The sequence below is a fragment of the Marinobacter zhanjiangensis genome, assembly GCF_014651935.1.
Lineage (GTDB): Bacteria > Pseudomonadota > Gammaproteobacteria > Pseudomonadales > Oleiphilaceae > Marinobacter > Marinobacter zhanjiangensis.
On record NZ_BMXV01000001.1, the window covers coordinates 571,435 to 592,503 of the forward strand.

Genomic DNA, 21,069 nt, shown 5'->3' on the forward strand with positions numbered 1-21,069 from the left:
CAAGGCAACAAATGAGGTGGTAACTGTCCTGTGCGGCTATCGTCCTGCACGACTATCGAGAAGGACAACAGGGACATACACGCGCACTATGACAGCCTCCCAGGAGCAGTGAGAAACACTGCTCCGCTCCTTTCAGGGACGTTCCGCGATCAGGGACGAACCGCCGTAAGCGGTCGGGTATTTTCCCGCGCACCCAGGAATCCCGGACGCGGGGCCTTTCCCGAGAATGGCTGCTGAAGGCGGTTATCGACACTGTTGTAGACAAAGAACAGGTTCGACCGCGGCCATGGCGACATATTGGCATTGGACGCATGCAGGGTGTTGCACTCGAACAGCAGCAATGACCCGGCTGGCCCGAGAGGTTGTTCGATGCCCCCGGCGTTTGCCAGGTCGGCGAGGGCCTCACGGGGAGGAACGCCAACGGTCTGTGTCTTGAGGGACTCGGTCCAATTGTTGTCCGGGGTTTCGCCCGGGCATGGCACGAAGGATTGGTGTGAACCCGGAATCAACATAAGAGGCCCGTTGAAAGCGTTGTTGTCGGTCAGCATGATGGAGGCACTGACTGCCCTCATGGCCGGCATGCCGTCCTCACTGTGCCAGGTCTCGAAATCTGAATGCCATTCAAAGCCATTGCCGCAGAAGCCGGACTTGTCGTTGATACGGGACTGATGGATATACACTTCACTGCCAAGCAGTTGCTGCACCATGGACAGCAGGTGGGGATGGCGGGTCATTCGATCGAAAGCGCTGGAAATGTTATGCATATCAAAGACTGAACGGACCTTTTGCTGGTTCGGGTCCATGATCACCTGGTCCTTTTCACACATAACCGGATCCTTTTCGATCTGGTCCAGTTCATCAAAGAAAGGCGCAACTTCCTCCGGTGAAAAGTAGCCTTCCATAGACAGGAAACCGTCCCTTTCGTATTTTTCCAGCTCGTATTCGCTCAGCGGTCCTTCAGCACGTTGTACCGGGCTTGCATGGATGACCGGCTCATTCCGGGGAAAACGTCCTTCGGTATAGCGTTCACGGGTCGGATAGAACTCCGTTGTCTGTAGCATTGCTGCTCAATCCTCCTTAAGGTCGTTATGTTCAATGTTTAAATAACGCTACCATGAGGATTTTCGGCAAGAGATAACCCAGGTTATGGGGGCCGAGTACGGAAGTATTCACACTGCCCGGCGAACGGGGCGTTCAAGCTGTGTTCAATCAAGGAAAAAATATGAGCGACAATTCCGACGGTAGTTGTATCGTCAAGCACTTCGAGTCCTATGCGGCCCTCGACGAGAAAGACCAGCAGCTTTTACTTTCGCTGGAAGAGGGACCGCGCGAGTGGCCCAAAAACACTCCTCTCTGGCAACAGGGTGATCCATCCGACAGCTTCTACACCCTCAGCAAGGGTTGGGCCTGCTCCTTCCGTGACCTGGAAGACGGCACACGCCAGGTGCTGGATATCTATGTGCCCGGAGATATCGTGGGGCTGCGGGAATTCTCCTTCCGCAAGCGCATCACCAGCGTCGTCATGCTCAGCGATGCCGAACTGTGCGCCTTCCCGAGGACGCATCTTGACCATATTTTTTCCAGTTCGTTGGTGCTTTGCAGCGTCATGTTCATGATCACCTCAAGGGACCAGGCCATTTTGCTGGAGAGGTTGGTCAATCTCGGTCGCCGCTCCGCCCGGCAGAAACTGGCCCACTTTCTGGCTGAAATTTCATACCGCCTGCAGCGCACCAATACCTTTGTGGAGAATCACCTGTCGCTGCCCCTGACTCAAAGTGTGCTGGCGGATGCACTCGGGCTCAGTGCTGTACATGTGAGCCGGACATTCAAGGAATTCCGGGAGGAGGGGCTACTGAAGACCGCTAACGCACATCTGGAGCTCATGGACATCAAGGGCCTTGAAGCAGTAGCGGGGTTCGATGAGTTCTATCTGGAATCGCTGGTTAGCGAGTCCCATTTATAAGCTGACGACCAGGCCGTTTGGTCGTCATTCTCTTACCCAAAAGGAGTCTCTCATGGAAACCAGGCATTATGAGGTGAGCGTGGAGAGCAACCTGCTCAATGATATCAGGCACCACACCCGTTGGTTCACAGGGCTGGGCATCGTCTTTCTGGTCCTCGGCATTGCCGCTATCGCCTTTCCCTTTATTGCCGCCCTGTCCCTGGAAATCGCCATAGGCATCCTGTTTGTCGTGGCGGGCGTTGCACAGGCGGTGCATTCCTTTTCCGTTCCGCGTTGGGCAGGCTTCTTTCCCAGCCTGGGGCTTTCGGCACTGGCACTGATTGTCGGTTTGCTGATGTTGTTCTACCCCTTGGCGGGCGTTATAACCCTGACCACACTGGTCGCTGCATTCTTTGTGGTTACCGGCACCTTCAAAACGGCCTTTGCGCTTCAGTTGAAGCCCGCCATTGGCTGGGGCCTGCTACTGATCGGGGGTTTGTTATCTCTTGCCCTTGGGCTGTTGATTCTCTTCTGGCTCAGTGAAGCCTATACCTGGGTTCTAGGCCTGCTGGTGGGTGTCGATTTTATTTTCACCGGTATCTGGATGATAGCGCTGGCCAGCAGTGCCAAACGCCTGTAACACGTGTTCGGCAGCCCGGAAAACTACCTGCTTTTCGGCTGCGTCTTTCGTCTGGAATTCGCCGTGCGCTCGGCCGGTCCCGTGATAGCCGCCAACACCTCTCCTTTTTTCGGGAAGAGCACCCGCCCTTCGCCGGTGGTTTGTAAGCTCCAGGCAAGGTAGCGAAGACGGGTGCCCAAGGCTATATTGAACAGGATCAGTGTATGGATTGGCGGCCGCATTTCGATGCTGCATTGTCGAGACCGACTTTTCGTACCTGCTTCATGGATGGAGGTGGTGATGAACATGATGACTAATCCAATGCCCGTTGTTATCGGCGCGTCCGCCGGTGGCATGGCCGCATTAAAGGAACTGGTCGCGCAGTTTCCTGCCGATTTTCCCGCCCCGGTTTTTATTGTCAATCACATGAGCCCGCATACCACCGGAGAAGCGCTTGTCAGAGTTCTGAATGAGAGCAGCCTTCTTACCTGCGTTCATGCACACGATAACCAGACCTTCGAAAACGGCCATATTTATCTGGCGCCGTCAGATCAACACATGCTGATCGGGAAAGGAAAGATCCTCATTACCAAAGGCGCCCGGGAAAATCGCTCACGGCCGGCTATTGATCCCCTGTTCCGTTCCGCAGCAGTCGCCTACGGGAACCGGGTAATCGGAATTATCCTGACCGGTTATCTGGATGACGGCACCAGTGGCATGATGGCCATCAAACGGTGCGGAGGCGTCTGTATTGCACAGGATCCCGAGGATGCGTCTTATCCGGACATGCCGCAGTCGGTCATAACGAATGTCGGAGCCGATTATTGTATGCCAATCGCCGGGATGGGCGCGTTGCTATCGGATCTTCTCAGGAGAGAGCTGCCGGAGAGCGGGCCGGTCCCGGAAGACATCGTGATTGAAGCCAAAATCGCACATCGGGTGTTGAGCGATTTGCCCTCTGTCGAGGCGCTCGGTGATCAGGTGCCGTATAACTGTCCGGACTGTGGTGGGGTGTTATGGAAAATAGCGGAAGGCGATATGCTCAGGTATCGCTGCCATACGGGCCATGCGTTTACTTCCTCGGCACTTATCACGCAACAGACTGTAAAAATTGAAGAAACTCTGTGGGTTGCGCTAAGAATGTTTGAGGAGCGCCAGAATCTTCTGGTAACCATGAGCAAAAATGAAAGCAAACAATCTCCCTCATCGATCTCCCAGCGGGCAAACGACTCTCAGGTTCACATTGACCGCATTCGCGCTATGCTGAAGGCAACCGACACGGATTTTCACAGCGAAGAAGTGGGGTGAACATCGCCTTGTTGCCAGAGTAGAGAGCAGCCAGAACGGCCCAATCTCGTCTTGCCTTCGTACTGACGTCCAATAGACTGGTAAAGGCTGTCAGCAACACAAATGATGCGATCGAGGCAGCCTAAAGCCAGAAAAAAATGAGCCAACAACCGAGAGGAATGGCCGTGTCACCAATCTCCCGCTTTCGCCGCGCCGCGGCTTTGACCCTTATGCTGATCTCCGGGCCGGCAATGGCCGCCGATCCTGTCGTGGTCTCGTCCAAGATCGATACGGAAGGCGCCGTGTTGGGCCAGATGATATTACAGTCCCTGGAAGAGGCCGGTATCCCGGTGGAGAACCGCCTCCAGCTGGGCGCGACCAACATCGTGCGCAATGCCATCAAGGCCGGTGAGATCGACCTCTATCCGGAATACACCGGCAATGCCGCCTTCTTCCATGACCAGGCCGACCGGGATATCTGGAAGGACGCTGACAAGGCCTACCAGCAGGCGGCCCGTCTGGATAAGCAGGCTCACGACATCGTCTGGCTGGAGCCGGCGGAAGCCAACAATACCTGGGCCATGAGTGTGCGGGGGGATCTGGCGCAGGAGAACGGGCTGGATACGCTTGAAGACCTGGCGGACTATATCAACGGCGGTGGCGCCTTCAAATTCGCGGCCAGTGCCGAGTTTGTCGAATCCGCCAGCGCCTTGCCAGCGTTTCAGGAGGCCTACGGCTTCAAGCTGACCTCTGACCAGCTGCTGGTTCTTTCCGGCGGCAACACCGCCGCGACGCTCCGGGCTGCCGCGCTGAACGACAACAAGGTCAATGGCGCCATGACCTACGGCACCGATGGCGGCCTTGACGCGCTTGACCTGAAGGTAATGAAGGACACCCTGGGTGTGCAACCGGTCTACCAGCCGGCGCCCATCGTGCGATCCGAGGTGCTGGAAGCCTATCCGCAGATCCCGGAGATTCTTGAACCGGTGTTCGAATCCCTGGACCTGGAGACCCTGCAACGACTGAACGGACAGGTGGCAGTGAACGGCGTGCCGGCCGAGCAGGTGGCCCGGGATTATCTGGATTCCATGGCCCGGGACTGAGGTTTGTCCGTTACCGGGCCTGTTGCAAGCCGGATTCCGCCGAACCGTGTGATTCCGGCCCTGGCGCTGTCTGCCCTGGTGCTGGTCTGGCTTCTGGACCTTGGCACCATCCAGCCGAACCGCATCGTAGCGGGCACTGGCCATGGCCTGCTGTCGTCCCTGGGCTGGATCGGGGCCGGGCTGGTCACGGCGGTTCTGGCGGCCTCGATTGTGCTGTCCATGGTGCCGCTGGCCAGGCGATACCTGCTTCTGCTCGGCCTGACCGGCTTGTCGCTGGCGGCGTTACCTCTGTTGCTGGAGGTGTTTGCCAGCCGTCACCTGCCCGAGGATTCGCCCTATGCGCGCTCGTCGATGGGGGCAGGGTTCTGGTGCCTGTTGTTCCTGCTTTCCCTGATGTTGATCGAGATCCTTGGGCGCCTGAAGACCCGGCGCAGCCTGCAGCTCATGCTGTTGGTGTTTGTCTGTGGTAGCTGGCTGACGCTGTTGCGCAGCGACGGCCTGGAGAGCCTGTCGCTGGTGCGGGAGTTCAACGGGCAAGGCGGCCAGTTCCGGCAGGCACTCTGGACGCATCTGGCGCTGGCCTTTGGCGCCGTATCCATCAGTGCTGTTCTGGCTTTCGTTCTTGCTCTCAAGATGATCCGCAACACGGCCTGGCGGCGGCCCGTCCTTGGCGCCGTCAGTTTTCTGCAGACCATTCCCAGTCTGGCGGTTTTCGGTTTGCTGATAGCGCCCCTCAGTGCCCTGTCCTCGGCGTTTCCGGTTCTGCAGAGCCTGGGTATCCGTGGCATCGGCTGGGCGCCGGCCCTGCTGGCACTGATTGCCTACAGTTTGCTGCCCATGGTGCGCAACACCTTTGTCGCGCTGACGGAAGTGCCCGAAAGCCTGGCCGATGCCGGCCGGGGTATGGGGATGACGGAAGGGCAGGTGTTTTTCCAGGTCAAGCTACCATTGGCGCTGCCGGTGATCATCGAGGGTGTACGCATCACAACCATTCAGGCAATCGGTCTGACCGCCGTCGCTGCGCTGATCGGCGCCGGTGGTTTTGGGAGTTTTATTTTCCAGGGGTTGGGGCAGGCGGCGATGGATCTGGTATTGCTCGGAGCCCTGCCCACCATTGCGCTCGCGCTGCTGGCCGATGCGTTACTGACAATGCTGGCGGCCAGCCTGAAACCGACATCGGCGAGAAGCTGATATGGAAAAGGAACTGCCCGGATGATCGAACTGAGAAACGTAACCCGGCGCTTCGGTGACACGGTCGCGGTGGACCGAGTCAACCTGACCATTGAAACCGGCGAGGTGTGCGTGCTGGTGGGCAGTTCCGGCTGTGGCAAATCCACCACACTGCGCATGATCAACCACCTGTTGCCTCACAGCGCGGGCGAGATTCTGGTGGATGGCGAGGATACAACCGCCATGAATCCGCAGCAGTTGCGGCTGAACATGGGGTATGTAATCCAGGGCACGGGGCTGTTTCCACACTGGACGGTGGCACGCAATATCGCCATGGTGCCCCGGCTGTTGAAGTGGCCCAGGCAGCGGATTGACGCACGGGTCGACGAACTGATGAAGTTACTGGATCTCGACCCGGCCACCCACGCCCATAAATACCCCCAGCAACTGTCCGGTGGCCAGGCCCAGCGGGTGGGTGTTGCCCGGGCCCTGGCGGCGGACCCCAATATTCTGCTGATGGATGAACCCTTCGGGGCCGTGGATGCGATCACCCGGGAAAACCTGCAGCTGGAGATGCTGCGAATTCAGAGGCAGGTTCGCAAGACAACCGTTTTCGTGACCCACGATATCGACGAAGCCCTGAAACTGGCCAGCCGGATTGCGGTGATGGATCAGGGCCGCATCATCCAGCATGACACGCCCGAGAATATCCTCCGCCGTCCCGCCTCTGACTTTGTTGAAAGCCTGGTCGGCAAACAGGATCGCGGCCTGAAACTGATGAGCCTGCGGCCGGTACGTGACCTGATGACGCCCCATGGCTCACCGAAGCCATCAAGACCCGGGGCGGACGTACTACGTGAGGACGACAACCTGCGTCTGGCCCTGTCAGTCATGCTCTGGCAGGATCTGCCGCAGGTTGCGGTGTTTAACGCCCGCGGGGAGGAGACCGGTGTGATTACCCGCGAACGCATTATTCAGGAAGGCGCCTGATGCGACTGTGGTTACCACCTGCGCTGCTGGCGGTTGTCCTGTGCGGACTGAGTGCTGCTATGCCAGTACTGGAGCCGCTGTTTCGATGGATACAGCCGGACAAACAGCAGGTGATCTATGACAGGGGGAGCTTTCTGTTCCTGCTGCAGAACCACCTGCTGCTGGTGGTGATCTCGGCGGCTGTTGGTACGTTTGCTGCCGTCGCCGGTGGCATCCTGGCCACCCGCCCGGCGGGCCGTGATTTCCTGCCTCTGGTCAGCCAGGTAGCCTCCATCGGCCAGACCTTCCCACCGGTGGCCGTGCTTGCGCTGGCGGTGCCGGTACTCGGCTTCGGCGAAGCGCCCATTCTGTTTGCGCTGATTCTCTATGGCCTGCTGCCCATACTGCGCAACACCCTGGCGGGCCTGGAGGGCATCAACCCGGCCGTGCGGGAGGCTGCAACGGGCATGGGCATGTCGCCATTACAGGTATTGGTGCGGGTCGAGCTGCCATTGGCGGGCCGGATCATTCTCGCCGGCATCCGCACCTCCGTGACCATCAATATCGCCACCGCCGCCATCGGCTCAACCATCGGTGCGCGCACACTGGGCGACCCGGTCATCGCCGGGCTGGTAAATGGCAATACCGCTTACGTGTTGCAGGGGGCGATCCTGATCGGATTGCTCGCACTCACCACCGACAGCCTGTTTGAAGCACTTGAAAGGACCTGGGACCGCCGGTTTTCGCCGCAGGGAGCCATGGCATGAATCCCCGGCAGGTAGCGCTCTCCGGCACATCGCAGCCCGGATTTCGGGCAGCTTCCAATTGCGGTTTTCGAGGTATCGCCACACCAGGCACCCGAAATCCGTATGATTGGTCAATGTTCCGTTATTATGCCGCAACCAGGCTTGGTTGATGATTCATGACTATTCCCGTTAAAGACCTGACCGTTCCTGAGGTTTCCTGCTCAAATTGCCAGGCCTGCTGCTGCCGCCTGGAAGTCATGCTTATTACCGATACTGGTGTTCCTGAAAAACACATCGCCCGGGACAAATGGGGTGCCGAGACCATGCGGCGCCTGGCAGATGGCTGGTGCTCCGCGGTAGACCGGGAAACCTTCATGTGCACCATTTATGAAAACCGCCCCTGGATCTGTCGGGAATTTGAAATGGGTTCCGATGAATGTCTGGACGAAAGAGCAGAGGGCCTGGAGTCAGGGCGTTATGAAGTCAGGCAGAGATAGCCTGACCAGGCTTGCATCCAGCGACTATGATGAAGATAAAAAGTAGGGAAGAATCCCAGCCGACCCACACAAACGGTTTCGTCCACGAAAAAACTATGGCGATTGACCAGAAGCGACTCGCAGGAGCGATCCATGACAGGGAAGCCGGATAACAACGAACTGTTCACTGACCTGACCGAAGCGCTGGCCATGGCCTGCTCTGCGGTTTGCGCAACGGTTATTGTCGAAGGCAGAGATTCTCCGGACCATCTTGTCGGCGATCCCGACGCGGCCAGGCTGCTAATGACGCTCGACAGTGTCCAGGCAACCCTGGCCGACGGGATTCCCCGCACCGAAATACCACCACCCGGCACGGCTCTGGCCGCAGCCGCCTTCATCGCTGTCGAGCCCCTGAGCACCCCCCACCAGCAGACACACGCGACGGTCATTGCCTTCGCCGGTAAGCACCGGGAAGATTTCGAGCGTACGGTGGCACTCGTGCACTCCCTGGCGACAGAAACCGCCAGTGAACTGCTGTTTCTACGGCAAACGCCTTTTCTGGCGGCGGCGTTTGCGGAAGTTGAATGTGGTGTAACCATTGCTGATCCGAATATTGCCGACTCCCCTCTGGTCTATGCAAATGCCGCCTTTGAGCGCATAACGGGTTACCCAAGAGCGGAATTACTGGGTCGCAACTGCCGCTTCCTGCAGGGGGATCGACGTGATCAGCCCGGTGTTCAGATTATTCGCAACGCTCTCGCTCGCGGTACCGACTGTACCGCTGTGGTAACCAATTTTCGTCGCGACGGTGAGCCTTTCGAAAACCGGATCAAGCTTCGGGCCATTCGCACACATGATGGCACCCTCTCCCACATCATTGGCATTCAGCTTGATGTCTCAAGAGAGCAGGCGGCCCTGGAGTCGCTGGCCCGGCAAAAGCGTCGCTATGAGAGCCTGATCGAAGCGCAATCAGGCTACATCTGGCTCATGAATGCGGATGGCGAACTCATTGACGTGCCCCGGAAATGGCTGGAGGTCGCCGGCCTGTCCGCATCGGACGGCCCGCCGGATCGGGCGGCGATCCGCAGCACTTTGGCGCCGGAGGCTGCGGCCGCATTCCGTGACGGGTGGATCGAGGCCCTCAGGAACGTGGCTCCCTTTGAAGTGATCTATCAGTTACCGGCCCGGGGCCACCCTCCCAGGTGGTTTCTGGATCGTGTCACGCCGGTGCTGGATGACGACAACACGCTCCTCGAGTGGATTGCGGCCTCTCAGGAAATCACCCAGCTGAAGCGCGCCGAGAAGGACATCGAGCGTGCGGCCTATGAGGACCGGTTGACCGGCGTTCTGTCCCCGGAAGGCTTCGCCCAGCGCCTGGACCAGCGCCTAAAGGAAAGGAGCCTGCATCCGGCAAGCCCGGTGGTCGTGGTCGACATCAAGGCGCTCAGGGAAATCAACAACACCCAGGGCTATGATGTCGGCGATGAGGTACTACGGGAGGTCGCCCGTCGCTTGACGGCCGAGGTGGGTGAAAGTGGCCTGATAGCGCGCACCGGTGGCGACGAGTTCACCGTGCTCGCGCCGCTCGACAACCAGCGCACGCCGCGTCAATTGCGTGAGTGTATGGCAGCTGTCTTTGATGTACCGTTCGAATTCAGAGGGTTTTCCTTCCACGTTGAGGCGTCGTTCGGCTACGCACGGGTCCGAAGCAGTGCAGGCGATGCCCGCAAACTGATGACCGATGCAGCACTGGCAATGCATCGAAGCCAGCACAATCCGGCGGTCACCTGGACCCAGTATACCAAGGCGCTCGAGCAGCAAACGCGCGAAACCGTGGACCTGACTACGAAGCTGCGCCATGCCCTGGAAGCCGGTCAACTGGAGCTGTACTACCAGCCCCAGGTGGATCTGGCGAGCGGCCGCATCATCTCGGCGGAAGCCCTGCTGCGCTGGAATCACCCGCAGGCAGGCTTTATCCCGCCGGGCCGGTTTATCCCGCTGGCGGAGCAAAGTCAGCTCATCGGGCCCATAGGAGACTGGGTGTTACACCAGGCCTGCCGCGACCTCCGGGCCTGGCGTGACGCCGGGCTCCCGGTCACCCCGGTATCAATCAATGTGTCCCTGATACAGTTCGAACTCGGGTCTGTTCCGGACAAGGTTCGCCAGGCACTGACCGACTATAACATTGCCCCCGAAGAGCTGACCCTGGAAATCACGGAAAGCATCTTCGAGCAACCGGGACAGGCTTTGAAGCAGGATCTGGAAGCCCTCAGCGCCATGGGGGTTCGCCTGTCCCTGGACGACTTCGGGACAGGCTATTCGTCGCTGGGTCACCTGAACGACTATTCTTTCGACGAGATCAAGATCGACAAGAGTTTTGTCTGCCAACTGAACAAAGGCCGTTATCCCCAGGCCATCGTCAAATCGGTTATCGTTATCGCCGCAGCGATTGACGCGGACGTTGTGGCCGAGGGGCTTGAGCTTGAGAGCCAGATCACGGCCGTGCAGGCGCTTGGCTGCACCAAGGGCCAGGGTTATCACTACAGCCGCCCGGTACCCGAAGCCGTTTGGCGCCAACTACTCGCTGACCAGAAGTCATGGACAGCCTGACGGGTCCGGCTCTGAGCAGGTTGATCTGACTCAACCTGTCGGGTAGCAGCAACAAGGCCGCAGCACATGTCAGATTACTGGACGGGGGAGCCAGTTGATTCTGATGGCAAGCGACTAAACAGGCGGTCTCTCAGGGATCAATCCTGAAGTCATCGGTAAGCTGGCGCCAATGCGCTTTCAGAACTGACTTTTGTGGAGCTGCCATCGGCAGATCTTGAAGTGCCTTCGGCCATAAAGTCCTCGCACGTTCGACCGTGTCCAGCAGGTGGGGCTGTATCGCACGCCAAGGAATGCCTGCATTATTCGCCCAGTGTTCGAAGTGGTTCAGCGTAATGGCATACCACTGTCTGGTTCTCTTCAGATTAAGCGCAATTTCTTGCTCATTCTCGATGTAGACCCGGGTGGTAACGATATCGTACGCAGGAGAAAGCCTTGGCGTAATCCGGTCCGGGTATACCAGGCTCCAGTTCTTGAGATGAGCATCCCCGTTGGCAAGCAGGATATTCACCAGAAGCCGTCTGGCGAGCTGTTGGGCATCTTTCAGGCCATCGCCGGAAAATTGATGGACCACTCTTCCAATCTGCTCGTAACTGGCCGAGTTGTATTTTTCATGGGGATATTTCACCAGGATCTGGGCAAAGTCCTCCATGTGGACCCGGCCCTTTTCTGATCGGTCAAACCGTTTTATTGCAAACGCCTGGCGCTCGTCATCGGGCAGATTGATCGGAGGGAGGTTATCAAGGCGATCCATATCAACAAGTCGGGTCTCGGGGATATCGACACCCGCCAAGGCCGCCAGAGACATCGCCGTGAACTCATTCAGCGGTACATGCCGATGCCGCGTGGACGGGGTTTTAACAATCCAGTCGCCGAGTTCATCGCCTGTGGACAGATTGTATCGGCTGTCTCTCTCCTTCATTGAAAACTTCATCTGAACACCGGCGAGAGAAAACCGGTCTTCATAATCCGTACCACTGAAGCTCACAGCTTTCGCAGGGCCGTGGGTAGCCAGCACATCAACGGGCACATCATCCGGTTCCATTGGAGTCGCAACGAGAGCTCCCGGCAGGTCACGGCCAAGATAGGACAACAACTGAAATTCGTTATCAACATGGATTTTCAGCCCCTGTGCCAGCAACTCCCGGAGGGCCCCTTCGGGCAGAAGATTGGAAAGGGTGGGATGAAGTCTCTGGTTTCTTGACCAGGGCTCAGCGAGCAGTCTGGCGGCATTTGGAAAGCGCGGATGGGTAATCAGGCTGAAAGTCGGGCGGTTCGGATCTGTCCTGAAGGTGTCGGCAAAGCTCAGCACATTGCGCCCGTTCCGAAAGCCCGCCAGATACCCCACCAGTCTCCCGTGAAGCGTCAGTTCAAGGACGTTGGCTTCGTCAATCAGACGTGTGGTCATTCCGTATCCTCAAGCAGTCCTTGCCAGGGATCTTCAGAGATTGGCTTTTGATCATCCGGGCTTTCGGGGCCACGTGGTTCTTCCGGAGGTTTGTCATTCAGAATTGCTCTGACAGCTTCCAGCTTTTCCCGGGGCACCAGAACCAGTTCGCTGTTGAGGCCCTCGGCCACCAACTCGAGAGTGTCCAGCCGAGGATTGCCGTGCGACTCCAGACGCTGGTATTGCTGACGGGACATGCCGACACGCATCATCATGTCGCTTTGTTTGAGCCCCAGTTGCGTTCGGCGCTTTTTGAGTTGTTCAAGCAGAGTTGCCATAGGAAACAGATATGTTGCTTTTCCGACGTAATGAAACATATTAGTTTCTTTTTTCAGACAAGGCAACTTATAGGTTGACGATCAGCAAACACTCACAACGCATTAACCAGCATCCGCCCCGCCACCAGCAGCAATAACCCGCCAAAGCACCGCTTTAGTGTCGGTGCCGGAATCTTGTGGCTCAGCGACACCCCGCCGGCGCCAGCAATACCGGTGCGGCCCTGCCTGTCTCACAGCAGCACGAGGCAGAACGTCCTGAAAGGGAACGACAGCCGTTTTCCACCCCTGTCGCAACCCTTATTGGTGGCTCGTGTTATCATCAAAACCAATCAGGAGACAGCGCAGGCTATAGGTTTATGTCCGATCAGAACGCAAACATCCCCGACCACAAACCCCGCCCCTGGGTCGACCTGCTGGTCAGTATCATCATCCCCTCGGTGATTCTGATGAAACTGAGCGGCGACGACTACCTGGGCAACACCTGGGCCCTGCTGATCGGTCTGGCGTTTCCCATGGGCTGGGGTCTGTTTGAGCTGGTCCGCTATCACAAGAAGAACTTTATCGCGGTGCTGGGCGTGATCAGTGTCGGGCTGACCGGCGGTATTGGCCTGATGGAAATCGACGCCCGCTGGCTGGCGATCAAGGAAGCAGCTGTGCCGCTGGTGATTGGTCTGGCGGTGCTTATCTCCACCCGCACCAGATATCCGCTGGTACGCACCCTGCTTTACAATCCCACAGTGCTGGATGTGGACAAGATCCAGGAGTCTTTGCGGGAGCGCGGATGCGAGGGGGAGTTCGATAATCGCTTGACGAGGGCCAGCTATTTTTTTGCCGGTACCTTCCTGTTCTCCGCCATCATGAACTACATCCTGGCCCGATGGATTGTCACCAGCCCGTCCGGCACCCAGGCATTCAATGAAGAACTCGGCCGTATGACCCTGGTGAGCTACCCGATGATTGCCATTCCCTCCATGGTGATGATGATCGCGATCTTTTTCTATCTGTGGAAGACCATCCGGCGACTTACCGGTCATACCCTGGAAGAAGTGATGGCGCCCCACCTGCATGAGAAGGCAGAGCAGAAGAAGTAGCCCCCGGCAAAGACCGGGGGTGGTTGGCAGGTTTACTGGCAGGGTACGGCGCCGAGATTGCCGCCGCTGACGACGACCCGGTCCACGTTGGGCAAGCCGGCGTCATTGGTGGCACGCAGGCTGATGCGGTTCTCCCCCGCATTGAGGTAGGCAGAGACCGTGCCCGATTCCTCGTAGTCCGTCCACTCGCCGGTAGCCGGCAGGTTCACTGCCGTAACCCACTGACTATTGACGTACAGTGACGCCGGACGGTCCGACGCGCCGTTGGCGAAGCGGATCACCAGGTCACTGTTACCAGCCTGTTCAGCATTTACCGCCCAGTCGATGCTGGTACCAAACAGGTTGTCCGTGTTGGCGTACCCAGAGCCGGTGAAGCCCCCGTGTTCGCTTTCCACCACGCCGTCCACGTTACAGAACCCCGTCGCGTTTTCCTGTAGGGCCAGGGGCTCTGCGGCTCCGCTATCCTCGCTGTCGGAAGCCAGATAACAGGCCTTGAAGGTGCCGCGAACCGGGTCATCGAAAACCTCGTTGGTGCACAGGGTGCCACCGGTCAGGCTCTGGCGGACGTACTGGCCATCAGCGCCGTAGATCACCTCACGGGTGCCGGAGAAATGGCAGACATCCCCTTCGTCGGCACAGAAGACCGGGTCTCCAGACTGCTCCGGATGCTGCTTGTCGCCGGGATCGTTACCAGCATCATCACCCTGGTCAGTGCCGGTCGAGCCCAGATAGAGTTCGAATTCCGCAATCCGGGGTGGGGCGGTCGCATCCAGTATTTCCAGGTTCACTTTGTAGATATCCTGTGTACCCAGGCCTGCGACCACGGTTTCCGGACCCAGACGATTACCGGAAGCCAGCACCTCGCCGGTATCATGGTTGACCAGTTGCCAGGCCCGGGTGGCGTCGTTCAGTTCACGGATCACCACGGTGTTGAATGGCGCCATGCGCTTGACGGAGATACGCTCGCCGGAGGCCGAACCCGGTTGCCAGAAGCTGCTGATGTCGTCGTCGTTGACGTTGCCGTAGCTCGAACCATTGGCCTTGCTGCTGCCATCCGCGCCTGCGTCCAACGCCAGGTTTTCACCTGTACCACCGTCGACCGGGTCCCGGGGCTCTTCCGGCTGACCGGGTTCTTCAGGTTCCGGGGGCTCCACTGGATCAGGCTGCTCCGGATCCGGTGTTGGCGGTTCCGGGTCCGGCACTGTCACCTGGCAGGTACCATCAGACGTCTTCAGACCGTTACCGGCGCCTGCAGTGGCCACCACGATATCCCGCACACAGGCAATATCATCCAGGCTGTAGGCGTAGGGTGGTTGATACCGGACCGTGGAGGTCATGGCATCGCCGGCCACCGGGCCGCTGTCGTCATCCCAGTAGACGCCGTCCAGGAAGTTGTCCTGCAGGTCCCAGAAGCCGATCTCATCACTATAGAAAGAGACCACCGGATTGTTACTGCTTTCGAAATGGTTGTTCTCGATCCGCAGGCGGGCGCCCATGCGGCTGTTAATACCGGAATCGATCACATTGTAGTAGTAGTTGTTGAACAGGTGGCCCTCGCCAAATCGAAACAGGGGCGTCCGGGAATTGAGGTTTTCCCAGCGGTTGTGGTGGAAGGTGATGAATCGCCGGCCCTCGTCACTGTCGCTTGAACCGTGAAGGCTCGCTTTCCAGCTATCGTGCAGGTAATTGTAGGAAATCGTGATGTACTCCGATCCCCGCTTGGTATCCAGAAGACCATCGTAATGATCCTTGCCCACGTCCAGTGATGCATAGAGTTCATTGTGGTCGATCCAGATGTTGGTGCTCTCACCCTCGATACCGATGGCGTCCTTGTCGCCGGTATCCACCTCGTGAATGATCAGGTTACGCACGATAACGTTGTGAGCACGATTCAGCTTGATGCCGATGCCATCAAATTCGGCGCCGCCCGTCGCCCCGATAATCGTGACGTTGCGGGTATCCTTGACGTCGATCTTGGACTCGCCGGTATTTGCCGGTGTAATGCGCCCATTAACAACAATCCTCAGGGGAGTGTCGTCGCCCCGCTTGTCCTTGAGCACCTGGTAAAGCTCGGCGCCGGTAGAGACGGTAACCGTCTCGCCGCCAGCGCCACCGGTGGTACCGCCGTTCATAGTGGCAAAGCCGATTGGCCCGTTGCCTGCCAGGGCGGTACTGGTCGCCAGCGCCAGGGCGGTTGCCAGCAGGGTTTTACGTATAGGTACAGTCACATCGACCTCCTGTTGTCGATCCGGGTTTGGAATGGTGTTGGGATAATCCGGTTACTGCGAAGGGCTGTGGGAATTAATCGACGGCTGGCTGATGCATTTCCTCAATAGCGCCAGACTCCGATGGTACGTACTGCCGGCCACCCGTGAGATGAACTGGTTCACTGCGCCGGGATCCGGTTGGCGTATTGCGACCAAAGTATGAATGTGAGTGTTCACTTCTCGTAATAGCCTTCAGGGAAGGGTGTCTCCGCCGATTTGATATCCCACTAGACTTGATCATAGTTAAATTCAATAGGCAGCAACATTGTATATTCCGAACGCTCGCTCTAATTTTTAAAGGGATCAAAAATAACAATCTCCCCGGTCGCGCAAAACGACTGAAGACGAAGCCGGAAATAACCCGGCCTCTAAGCAAGCATCACGGAAGACGGCAATAAATCACAGGGAGCTGTATCCGGAAAGACTGTTCCAACGACAACAATGACAAGAATTCGAGGAGCAATTCCCAATGAAACAGTTCAATGCCAAGAATCTGATGGTGTCGACGGTCACCGCCGCCACCCTGTCCCTGGGCACCGGTAACGCTATGGCAGAGGAGCCAATCCGCTTCGGTGCGATTTATATCCTCTCAGGCAGTGCCGCCACCTATGGCGAATTCGCCCAGCGGGGTATTGACCTCGCAGTCGAGGAAATCAACGACTCCGGAGGTATTCTCCAACGCCAGGTGGAAGTTCTGTACGAGGACAGTCAGGGCAAGGCGGCCACCGCGATCCAGGCCGCCCGCAAGCTGGCCTATCAGGACAATGTTGACGCCTTGCTGGGGCTGGACAGCTCCGGTGTCGCGCAAGGCATGGTGCCGACGGTGCCCGAGCTTCAGAAACCCTTCATCATTACTCACGCAGCAACGCCAGACGTTACCGGTAACCTGTGCAATGAGTTCACCTACCGCATCAGCGTCAACGTGCCACAGAACCAGAAAGCCGCGGCCATGATCGCAGCAGAAACCGACGCCAAGCGCTGGACCACTATTGGTCCTGACTACGCCTTCGGTCATCAGACCTGGGAATACTTCGGCAATTATCTGAAAGAGATGAAGCCCGAGGTGGAGCTGATGGAGCAAACCGCGTTCCCCCGCTTCGGCGCCGAGGACTTTACGCCGTTTATTAACGGCATTATGGATGCCGACCCGGAGGGAATCATCATCTCCACCTGGGGTGGCGATCTGGTGAACTTTATCCGCCAGGCCAACAACCTGGGTTTCTTTGATCAGGGCTACGAAGTGATGTTTACAGTCGGCGCTGCCACCGAGGTACTGGACGCCCTCGGCGACCAGATGCCCGAGGGGGTCTGGTTGTCCACCCGTTACTGGTATGACGCCTATGACAATGAGGCCAACACCAGGTTCGTCGAGGCCTACCTGGACGAGTACGGCAGTGCACCAAGCTACAACTCCGAAGGCGCCTATGCCGCTATCTATGCCTATAAGCAGGCAATGGAAGCCGCCGGCACAACCGATGGCCCGGCCGTGGCCAAAGCCCTCTCCGGCATGACCATGGAAGCACCCAACGGTACCGTAACCTTCCGCCCGGGTGATCACCAGGCCATGGTCAGCCCCAACTGGGGCATTTCCGGCCCCATGCACCCGGAGCATGGCATCCGTACCTTGACCGATATCCGCGTATTTGATCCTGAGGAAGTGGCACGTCCGGTCGAAGAGACCGGTTGCACCCTGTAGTCACCTTTTCAAGACTCACCAACCGTCAGCGGGGCAGGGAAGCCCGCTGACCCGGCTTTCCTTGTCGCGAGGTATTCTATGTCTGGCCTGGGTCCTGCCTTACTCAATAGCCTGGAGATGGGCCTGCTGCTGTTCGTCATCGCAGTGGGTCTGAACATTGTCTTCGGGGTTCTGAACATAATCAATTTCGCCCATGGCGCCCTCTACATGCTGGGTGCCTACTTCGGCTACACGCTGATATCCATTCTTGGACTGCCATTCTGGATCGCACTGCTGACGGCGCCGCTGGGGGTGGCCATCATCGCCGTACTGATTGACCGGTTGATGCTGCGCTTTATCTACGATCGGGATATCGCTGACAGTCTGCTACTGACCTTCGCCATCATGCTGATCATCAGTGAAAGTGTACGCAGTATTTATGGGTCCAACATACAAGCCGTCTATCCACCAGCGATACTGGATGGCACGGTTTCGCTACTGGGTAGTCCGTATCCGATCTACAGCCTGTTCGTAATTGCCATGGGACTGATCATCCTCGCGGGTCTGTGGTATCTGTTCAACCGCACCCGGGTTGGGAAGATCATGCGGGCGGCAGCCCTGGATCGTGATATGGCCGAAGCCCTGTGCATCAATACCCGAATGGTGGTGACCGGTGTGTTCGCCTTCGGCGCCTGGCTCGCCGGTGTCGGCGGGGTCATCGCCGCTCCGATGCGTACCATCGATCCGGGGATGGGTGAAAAAATCATCATCGAGTCGTTCATTATCGTGGTCATCGGTGGACTGGGCAGCTTTCCGGGTGCACTCATCGGCGCGCTGATCCTCGGCGCGATTTACGGTTTCGGGGGGCGTTACTTTCCGGAGTTCAATCTGTTGCTGCCGTTCCTGGGCATGGCCCTGGTGCTGTTGTTCAAGCCTACGGGCATCATGGGCAAGGGGGCCAACGCATGAAACAGAACATTCTCACCGGTGTGCTGCTGGCAGTCATCGCGCTGCTGGTGGCATTGCCCTGGTTTGCCCCGTACTTCTATATCTTCGTCTTTACCGAGATTCTGATTCTCGGGCTGTTTGCGGTGAGCTTCAATCTGATCTTCGGTTTTACCGGCATGCTCAGCTTTGGCCACGCTGCCTACTTCGGCATGGGTGCCTATACCACCGCCATGTTGCTGCTGCACCTGGACTGGCCGTTGCTGTATACCCTGGTTGCCGCCATGGCCCTGTCGGGGCTGCTGGCGCTGGTGATCGGTTTTTTCTGTGTACGGCTCAGTGAGGTCTATTTCGCCATGCTCACCCTCGCCTTTGGCATGATGGTGTTTACCATCGCTCATTCCTGGCGGGATGTGACCAATGGCAGCGACGGCATTGCCGGTTTCCGCATCTCGGAGTTTGGCCTGGGGCTGGACCTGGTAATGGGTAACCCGGCGGTGTACTACCACGTCACGCTGGCCATTGTGGTCATTGCGGCACTGGTGCTCTATGTGATCAGCCGCAGTTCCTTCGGATTGATCCTCAAGGCGATCCGACAGAACCCGGAGCGAGTAGCGTTCTGCGGGTTGAACGTTCGCAGCTACCGGCTGGCATCCTTTGTCATTGCCGGTATTTTTGCCGGTCTCGCCGGCGCACTGATGGCGCCTTTCCTGCGGGTAGCGAGCCCCGAGCTGATGCACTGGTCACTGTCGGCAGAGCCGGTACTCATGTCGATACTCGGCGGTACCGGCTATTTCATGGGGCCATTTGTTGGCGCTGCCCTGTTTGTGCTGCTGGAGACCTGGATCACCAGCTATACCGGCGCCTGGATGCTGTTTCTGGGCATCGTGCTGGCCCTGATGGTGATGTTCTTTCGCAAGGGTGTGCTCGGAACCTTTCTGGACTGGTGGATGAACAAAAATGACTGACCCTATCCTCAAGATCAGCAATCTGACCAAACGGTTCGGGGGCAATACCGCCGTCTCCGCAATCAATCTGGAGGTGATGCCCCGGGAAACCATAGCCATTATCGGGCCCAACGGCGCAGGCAAGACCACATTCTACAATATGGTGTCCGGCCGCATGACCCCATCGAATGGCTCTGTCGAACTGGAAGGGAAGGACATCACCGGATTGCCACCCCACAAGATCAGTCGCATGGGTGTCTCCCGGTCATTCCAGCTCAACAACATCTTTCCGGAGATGACCGTGCAGGAGAACGTCGAGGTCGCTCTCACTGCATTGCACGGTCACAGCCGCCGACTGTTCAACTTCGCCAGCCGAAACCGGGCAGTACAGGAAGAGGCCCGGCAGCTTCTGGACAAACTGCATATCCTCGACCTAGCCAGCCGACGCGCCGAGGTCATCAGCTACGGTGACAAACGGCTACTGGAGATTGCCGTCGTACTGGCTACCCGGCCCCATCTGGTGCTCCTGGACGAACCCACGGCCGGCATGACCCCCGACGAAACCAGGCGTACAACGGCGCTGATTCGACAACTCGCCGAGACCGGCGACTATACCTTTCTCATCACCGAACACGATATGGATGTGGTGTTTGGCCTGGCGGATCGGATTCTGGTGATGCACCGGGGCGAGAATCTGTTCTTCGGCACGCCTGAGGAAGTCAAAAACCATCCGGAGGTCCGCCGTGCGTATCTGGGTGAGGACGAGGAAGAGGAGGCCAGCGCATGATCCTCGAGGTTAACGACATTCATACCTATTACGGCGAAAGCCTCGCCCTGCAAGGGCTGAGTTTTTCCGTTAACGAAGGTGAGACAGTCTGTCTGCTTGGACGCAATGGCGCCGGCAAAAGCACTACCCTGAAGAGCATCATCGGACTGACACCGCCACGAAAAGGCAGCATCGTCTTCGCCGGCGACACCATTTCCGGTAAACCCGCCCATCGCATAGCCAGACTCGGTATCGGCTATGTGCCTGAAGATAGGCGAATTTTTCCGGGTCTGTCGGTCCGGGAAAATCTGGAAGTGGCTGAATACCGGCGCTCCGGTGAAGCCCCGGCCTGGACCGTTGAACGAATATTCGACGAATATCCCATGCTGGCAGAACTGGCAGGCCAGGATGGTGACACCTTGTCCGGGGGCCAGCAACAGATGCTCACGGTGGCCCGGTCGCTGATGATCCAGCCGCGGCTGCTGTTGCTGGACGAGCCCAATGAAGGTCTGGCGCCGGTGATCGTGCAACAGATCGGGCGGTTGATTGATGAACTCAGCCAGAGTACCACGATGGTATTCACCGACCAGAGTGTGCAATTCGCTCTCAAGCATGCCCAGCGGGCTTTTATTCTGGAGCGGGGAAAGGTGGTACACGAGGCCACCAGTGAAAATTTGCGGAATGATCCGGATACCCAGGAACGCTATCTGTCAGTGGCCTGACCGGGACCCAAC

Annotated in this window: 20 protein-coding genes; 15 read left to right on the plus strand and 5 right to left on the minus strand. The window is 58.0% G+C overall.

The window, feature by feature from the left end:
- Nucleotides 1-149: 149 nt before the first annotated feature.
- Nucleotides 150-1,061: an ectoine hydroxylase gene (gene thpD / locus IE079_RS02650; protein WP_189572348.1), complete on the minus strand. Its 912-nt coding sequence runs from the start codon at nt 1,059-1,061 to the stop codon at nt 150-152.
- A gap of 161 nt (nt 1,062-1,222) precedes the next feature.
- Here thpD and IE079_RS02655 point away from each other — a divergent pair, with 161 nt between their 5' ends.
- On the plus strand, nt 1,223-1,963 hold the full coding sequence (locus IE079_RS02655; RefSeq protein WP_189572351.1) for a Crp/Fnr family transcriptional regulator: 741 nt from the start codon (nt 1,223-1,225) through the stop codon (nt 1,961-1,963).
- 52 nt (nt 1,964-2,015) lie between these two features.
- Nucleotides 2,016-2,582 (plus strand): HdeD family acid-resistance protein, encoded by a 567-nt coding sequence (locus IE079_RS02660; protein ID WP_189572354.1) that lies wholly within the window; start codon nt 2,016-2,018, stop codon nt 2,580-2,582.
- 23 nt (nt 2,583-2,605) lie between these two features.
- Here the strand turns inward: IE079_RS02660 and IE079_RS02665 are convergent, their stop codons facing one another.
- A complete protein-coding gene (locus tag IE079_RS02665) occupies nt 2,606-2,869 on the minus strand; it encodes a hypothetical protein (RefSeq protein WP_189572357.1) in 264 nt (87 codons plus the stop codon).
- Here IE079_RS02665 and IE079_RS02670 point away from each other — a divergent pair.
- From IE079_RS02670 to IE079_RS02700, 7 genes are all read left to right on the plus strand, one after another.
- Entirely contained in the window at nt 2,862-3,869 is a 1,008-nt protein-coding gene (locus IE079_RS02670) for a chemotaxis protein CheB (RefSeq protein WP_189572364.1), read from the plus strand. The two genes, IE079_RS02665 and IE079_RS02670, sit on opposite strands and share 8 nt — an antisense overlap.
- 158 nt (nt 3,870-4,027) lie before the next feature.
- Complete coding sequence (gene osmF, locus IE079_RS02675; RefSeq protein ID WP_265013621.1) at nt 4,028-4,951, plus strand: glycine betaine ABC transporter substrate-binding protein OsmF; 924 nt, start codon at nt 4,028-4,030, stop codon at nt 4,949-4,951.
- A 3-nt stretch (nt 4,952-4,954) separates the two neighbouring features.
- Complete coding sequence (locus IE079_RS02680) at nt 4,955-6,142, plus strand: ABC transporter permease (RefSeq protein WP_189572369.1); 1,188 nt, start codon at nt 4,955-4,957, stop codon at nt 6,140-6,142.
- A 21-nt stretch (nt 6,143-6,163) separates the two neighbouring features.
- A complete protein-coding gene (locus IE079_RS02685; protein ID WP_189572374.1) occupies nt 6,164-7,111 on the plus strand; it encodes an ABC transporter ATP-binding protein in 948 nt (315 codons plus the stop codon).
- Nucleotides 7,111-7,857, plus strand: coding sequence for an ABC transporter permease (locus tag IE079_RS02690; protein ID WP_189572378.1), 747 nt, complete (start codon nt 7,111-7,113; stop codon nt 7,855-7,857). The genes IE079_RS02685 and IE079_RS02690 overlap by 1 nt, the downstream gene beginning before the upstream one ends.
- A 155-nt stretch (nt 7,858-8,012) precedes the next feature.
- Nucleotides 8,013-8,333: a YkgJ family cysteine cluster protein gene (locus IE079_RS02695; protein ID WP_189572381.1), complete on the plus strand. Its 321-nt coding sequence runs from the start codon at nt 8,013-8,015 to the stop codon at nt 8,331-8,333.
- A 132-nt stretch (nt 8,334-8,465) separates the two neighbouring features.
- Nucleotides 8,466-10,922, plus strand: coding sequence for a putative bifunctional diguanylate cyclase/phosphodiesterase (locus IE079_RS02700; protein WP_189572383.1), 2,457 nt, complete (start codon nt 8,466-8,468; stop codon nt 10,920-10,922).
- Nucleotides 10,923-11,052: 130 nt separating this feature from the next.
- On the opposite strand, the gene IE079_RS02705 is transcribed toward IE079_RS02700, so the two are convergent.
- Together IE079_RS02705 and IE079_RS02710 are read right to left on the minus strand one after the other, a co-directional pair.
- Nucleotides 11,053-12,327, minus strand: coding sequence for a type II toxin-antitoxin system HipA family toxin (locus tag IE079_RS02705; protein WP_189572387.1), 1,275 nt, complete (start codon nt 12,325-12,327; stop codon nt 11,053-11,055).
- On the minus strand, nt 12,324-12,683 hold the full coding sequence (locus IE079_RS02710; protein ID WP_227712267.1) for a helix-turn-helix domain-containing protein: 360 nt from the start codon (nt 12,681-12,683) through the stop codon (nt 12,324-12,326). Before IE079_RS02710 ends, IE079_RS02705 begins: the two co-directional genes overlap by 4 nt.
- Nucleotides 12,684-13,000: 317 nt before the next feature.
- Between IE079_RS02710 and IE079_RS02715 the strand changes: the two genes are divergently transcribed.
- Nucleotides 13,001-13,735: a VC0807 family protein gene (locus IE079_RS02715; protein ID WP_189572390.1), complete on the plus strand. Its 735-nt coding sequence runs from the start codon at nt 13,001-13,003 to the stop codon at nt 13,733-13,735.
- Nucleotides 13,736-13,767: 32 nt separating this feature from the next.
- Here IE079_RS02715 and IE079_RS02720 read toward each other — a convergent pair whose 3' ends face one another.
- A complete protein-coding gene (locus tag IE079_RS02720; RefSeq protein ID WP_189572393.1) occupies nt 13,768-15,963 on the minus strand; it encodes a pectate lyase family protein in 2,196 nt (731 codons plus the stop codon).
- A gap of 508 nt (nt 15,964-16,471) precedes the next feature.
- Here IE079_RS02720 and IE079_RS02725 point away from each other — a divergent pair.
- The 5 genes from IE079_RS02725 to IE079_RS02745 all read left to right on the plus strand — a co-directional run bounded on the left by IE079_RS02725 (nt 16,472) and on the right by IE079_RS02745 (nt 21,057).
- Nucleotides 16,472-17,698, plus strand: a complete 1,227-nt coding sequence (locus IE079_RS02725) for an ABC transporter substrate-binding protein (protein WP_189572396.1) — start codon at nt 16,472-16,474, stop codon at nt 17,696-17,698.
- Nucleotides 17,699-17,776: 78 nt separating this feature from the next.
- Complete coding sequence (locus IE079_RS02730) at nt 17,777-18,646, plus strand: branched-chain amino acid ABC transporter permease (protein WP_189572399.1); 870 nt, start codon at nt 17,777-17,779, stop codon at nt 18,644-18,646.
- Complete coding sequence (locus IE079_RS02735) at nt 18,643-19,590, plus strand: branched-chain amino acid ABC transporter permease (RefSeq protein ID WP_189572402.1); 948 nt, start codon at nt 18,643-18,645, stop codon at nt 19,588-19,590. The genes IE079_RS02730 and IE079_RS02735 overlap by 4 nt, the downstream gene beginning before the upstream one ends.
- Entirely contained in the window at nt 19,583-20,356 is a 774-nt protein-coding gene (locus IE079_RS02740) for an ABC transporter ATP-binding protein (protein WP_189572405.1), read from the plus strand. Before IE079_RS02735 ends, IE079_RS02740 begins: the two co-directional genes overlap by 8 nt.
- Complete coding sequence (locus IE079_RS02745; protein WP_189572408.1) at nt 20,353-21,057, plus strand: ABC transporter ATP-binding protein; 705 nt, start codon at nt 20,353-20,355, stop codon at nt 21,055-21,057. Before IE079_RS02740 ends, IE079_RS02745 begins: the two co-directional genes overlap by 4 nt.
- Nucleotides 21,058-21,069 lie beyond the last annotated feature (12 nt).

Excerpts from the sequence above, each read along its gene's own strand:
- IE079_RS02660 (WP_189572354.1), top strand. The coding sequence starts at position 2,016 with ATGGAAACCAGGCATTATGAGGTGAGCGTGGAGAGCAACCTGCTCAAT.
- IE079_RS02685 (WP_189572374.1), top strand. The coding sequence starts at position 6,164 with ATGATCGAACTGAGAAACGTAACCCGGCGCTTCGGTGACACGGTCGCG.
- osmF (WP_265013621.1), top strand. The coding sequence starts at position 4,028 with ATGGCCGTGTCACCAATCTCCCGCTTTCGCCGCGCCGCGGCTTTGACC.
- IE079_RS02740 (WP_189572405.1), top strand. The coding sequence starts at position 19,583 with ATGACTGACCCTATCCTCAAGATCAGCAATCTGACCAAACGGTTCGGG.
- IE079_RS02735 (WP_189572402.1), top strand. The coding sequence starts at position 18,643 with ATGAAACAGAACATTCTCACCGGTGTGCTGCTGGCAGTCATCGCGCTG.
- IE079_RS02730 (WP_189572399.1), top strand. The coding sequence starts at position 17,777 with ATGTCTGGCCTGGGTCCTGCCTTACTCAATAGCCTGGAGATGGGCCTG.
- IE079_RS02710 (WP_227712267.1), bottom strand. The coding sequence starts at position 12,683 with ATGTTTCATTACGTCGGAAAAGCAACATATCTGTTTCCTATGGCAACT.
- IE079_RS02690 (WP_189572378.1), top strand. The coding sequence starts at position 7,111 with ATGCGACTGTGGTTACCACCTGCGCTGCTGGCGGTTGTCCTGTGCGGA.
- IE079_RS02670 (WP_189572364.1), top strand. The coding sequence starts at position 2,862 with ATGAACATGATGACTAATCCAATGCCCGTTGTTATCGGCGCGTCCGCC.
- IE079_RS02745 (WP_189572408.1), top strand. The coding sequence starts at position 20,353 with ATGATCCTCGAGGTTAACGACATTCATACCTATTACGGCGAAAGCCTC.
- IE079_RS02700 (WP_189572383.1), top strand. The coding sequence starts at position 8,466 with ATGACAGGGAAGCCGGATAACAACGAACTGTTCACTGACCTGACCGAA.
- IE079_RS02705 (WP_189572387.1), bottom strand. The coding sequence starts at position 12,327 with ATGACCACACGTCTGATTGACGAAGCCAACGTCCTTGAACTGACGCTT.
- thpD (WP_189572348.1), bottom strand. The coding sequence starts at position 1,061 with ATGCTACAGACAACGGAGTTCTATCCGACCCGTGAACGCTATACCGAA.
- IE079_RS02665 (WP_189572357.1), bottom strand. The coding sequence starts at position 2,869 with ATGTTCATCACCACCTCCATCCATGAAGCAGGTACGAAAAGTCGGTCT.
- IE079_RS02715 (WP_189572390.1), top strand. The coding sequence starts at position 13,001 with ATGTCCGATCAGAACGCAAACATCCCCGACCACAAACCCCGCCCCTGG.
- IE079_RS02655 (WP_189572351.1), top strand. The coding sequence starts at position 1,223 with ATGAGCGACAATTCCGACGGTAGTTGTATCGTCAAGCACTTCGAGTCC.
- IE079_RS02725 (WP_189572396.1), top strand. The coding sequence starts at position 16,472 with ATGAAACAGTTCAATGCCAAGAATCTGATGGTGTCGACGGTCACCGCC.
- IE079_RS02695 (WP_189572381.1), top strand. The coding sequence starts at position 8,013 with ATGACTATTCCCGTTAAAGACCTGACCGTTCCTGAGGTTTCCTGCTCA.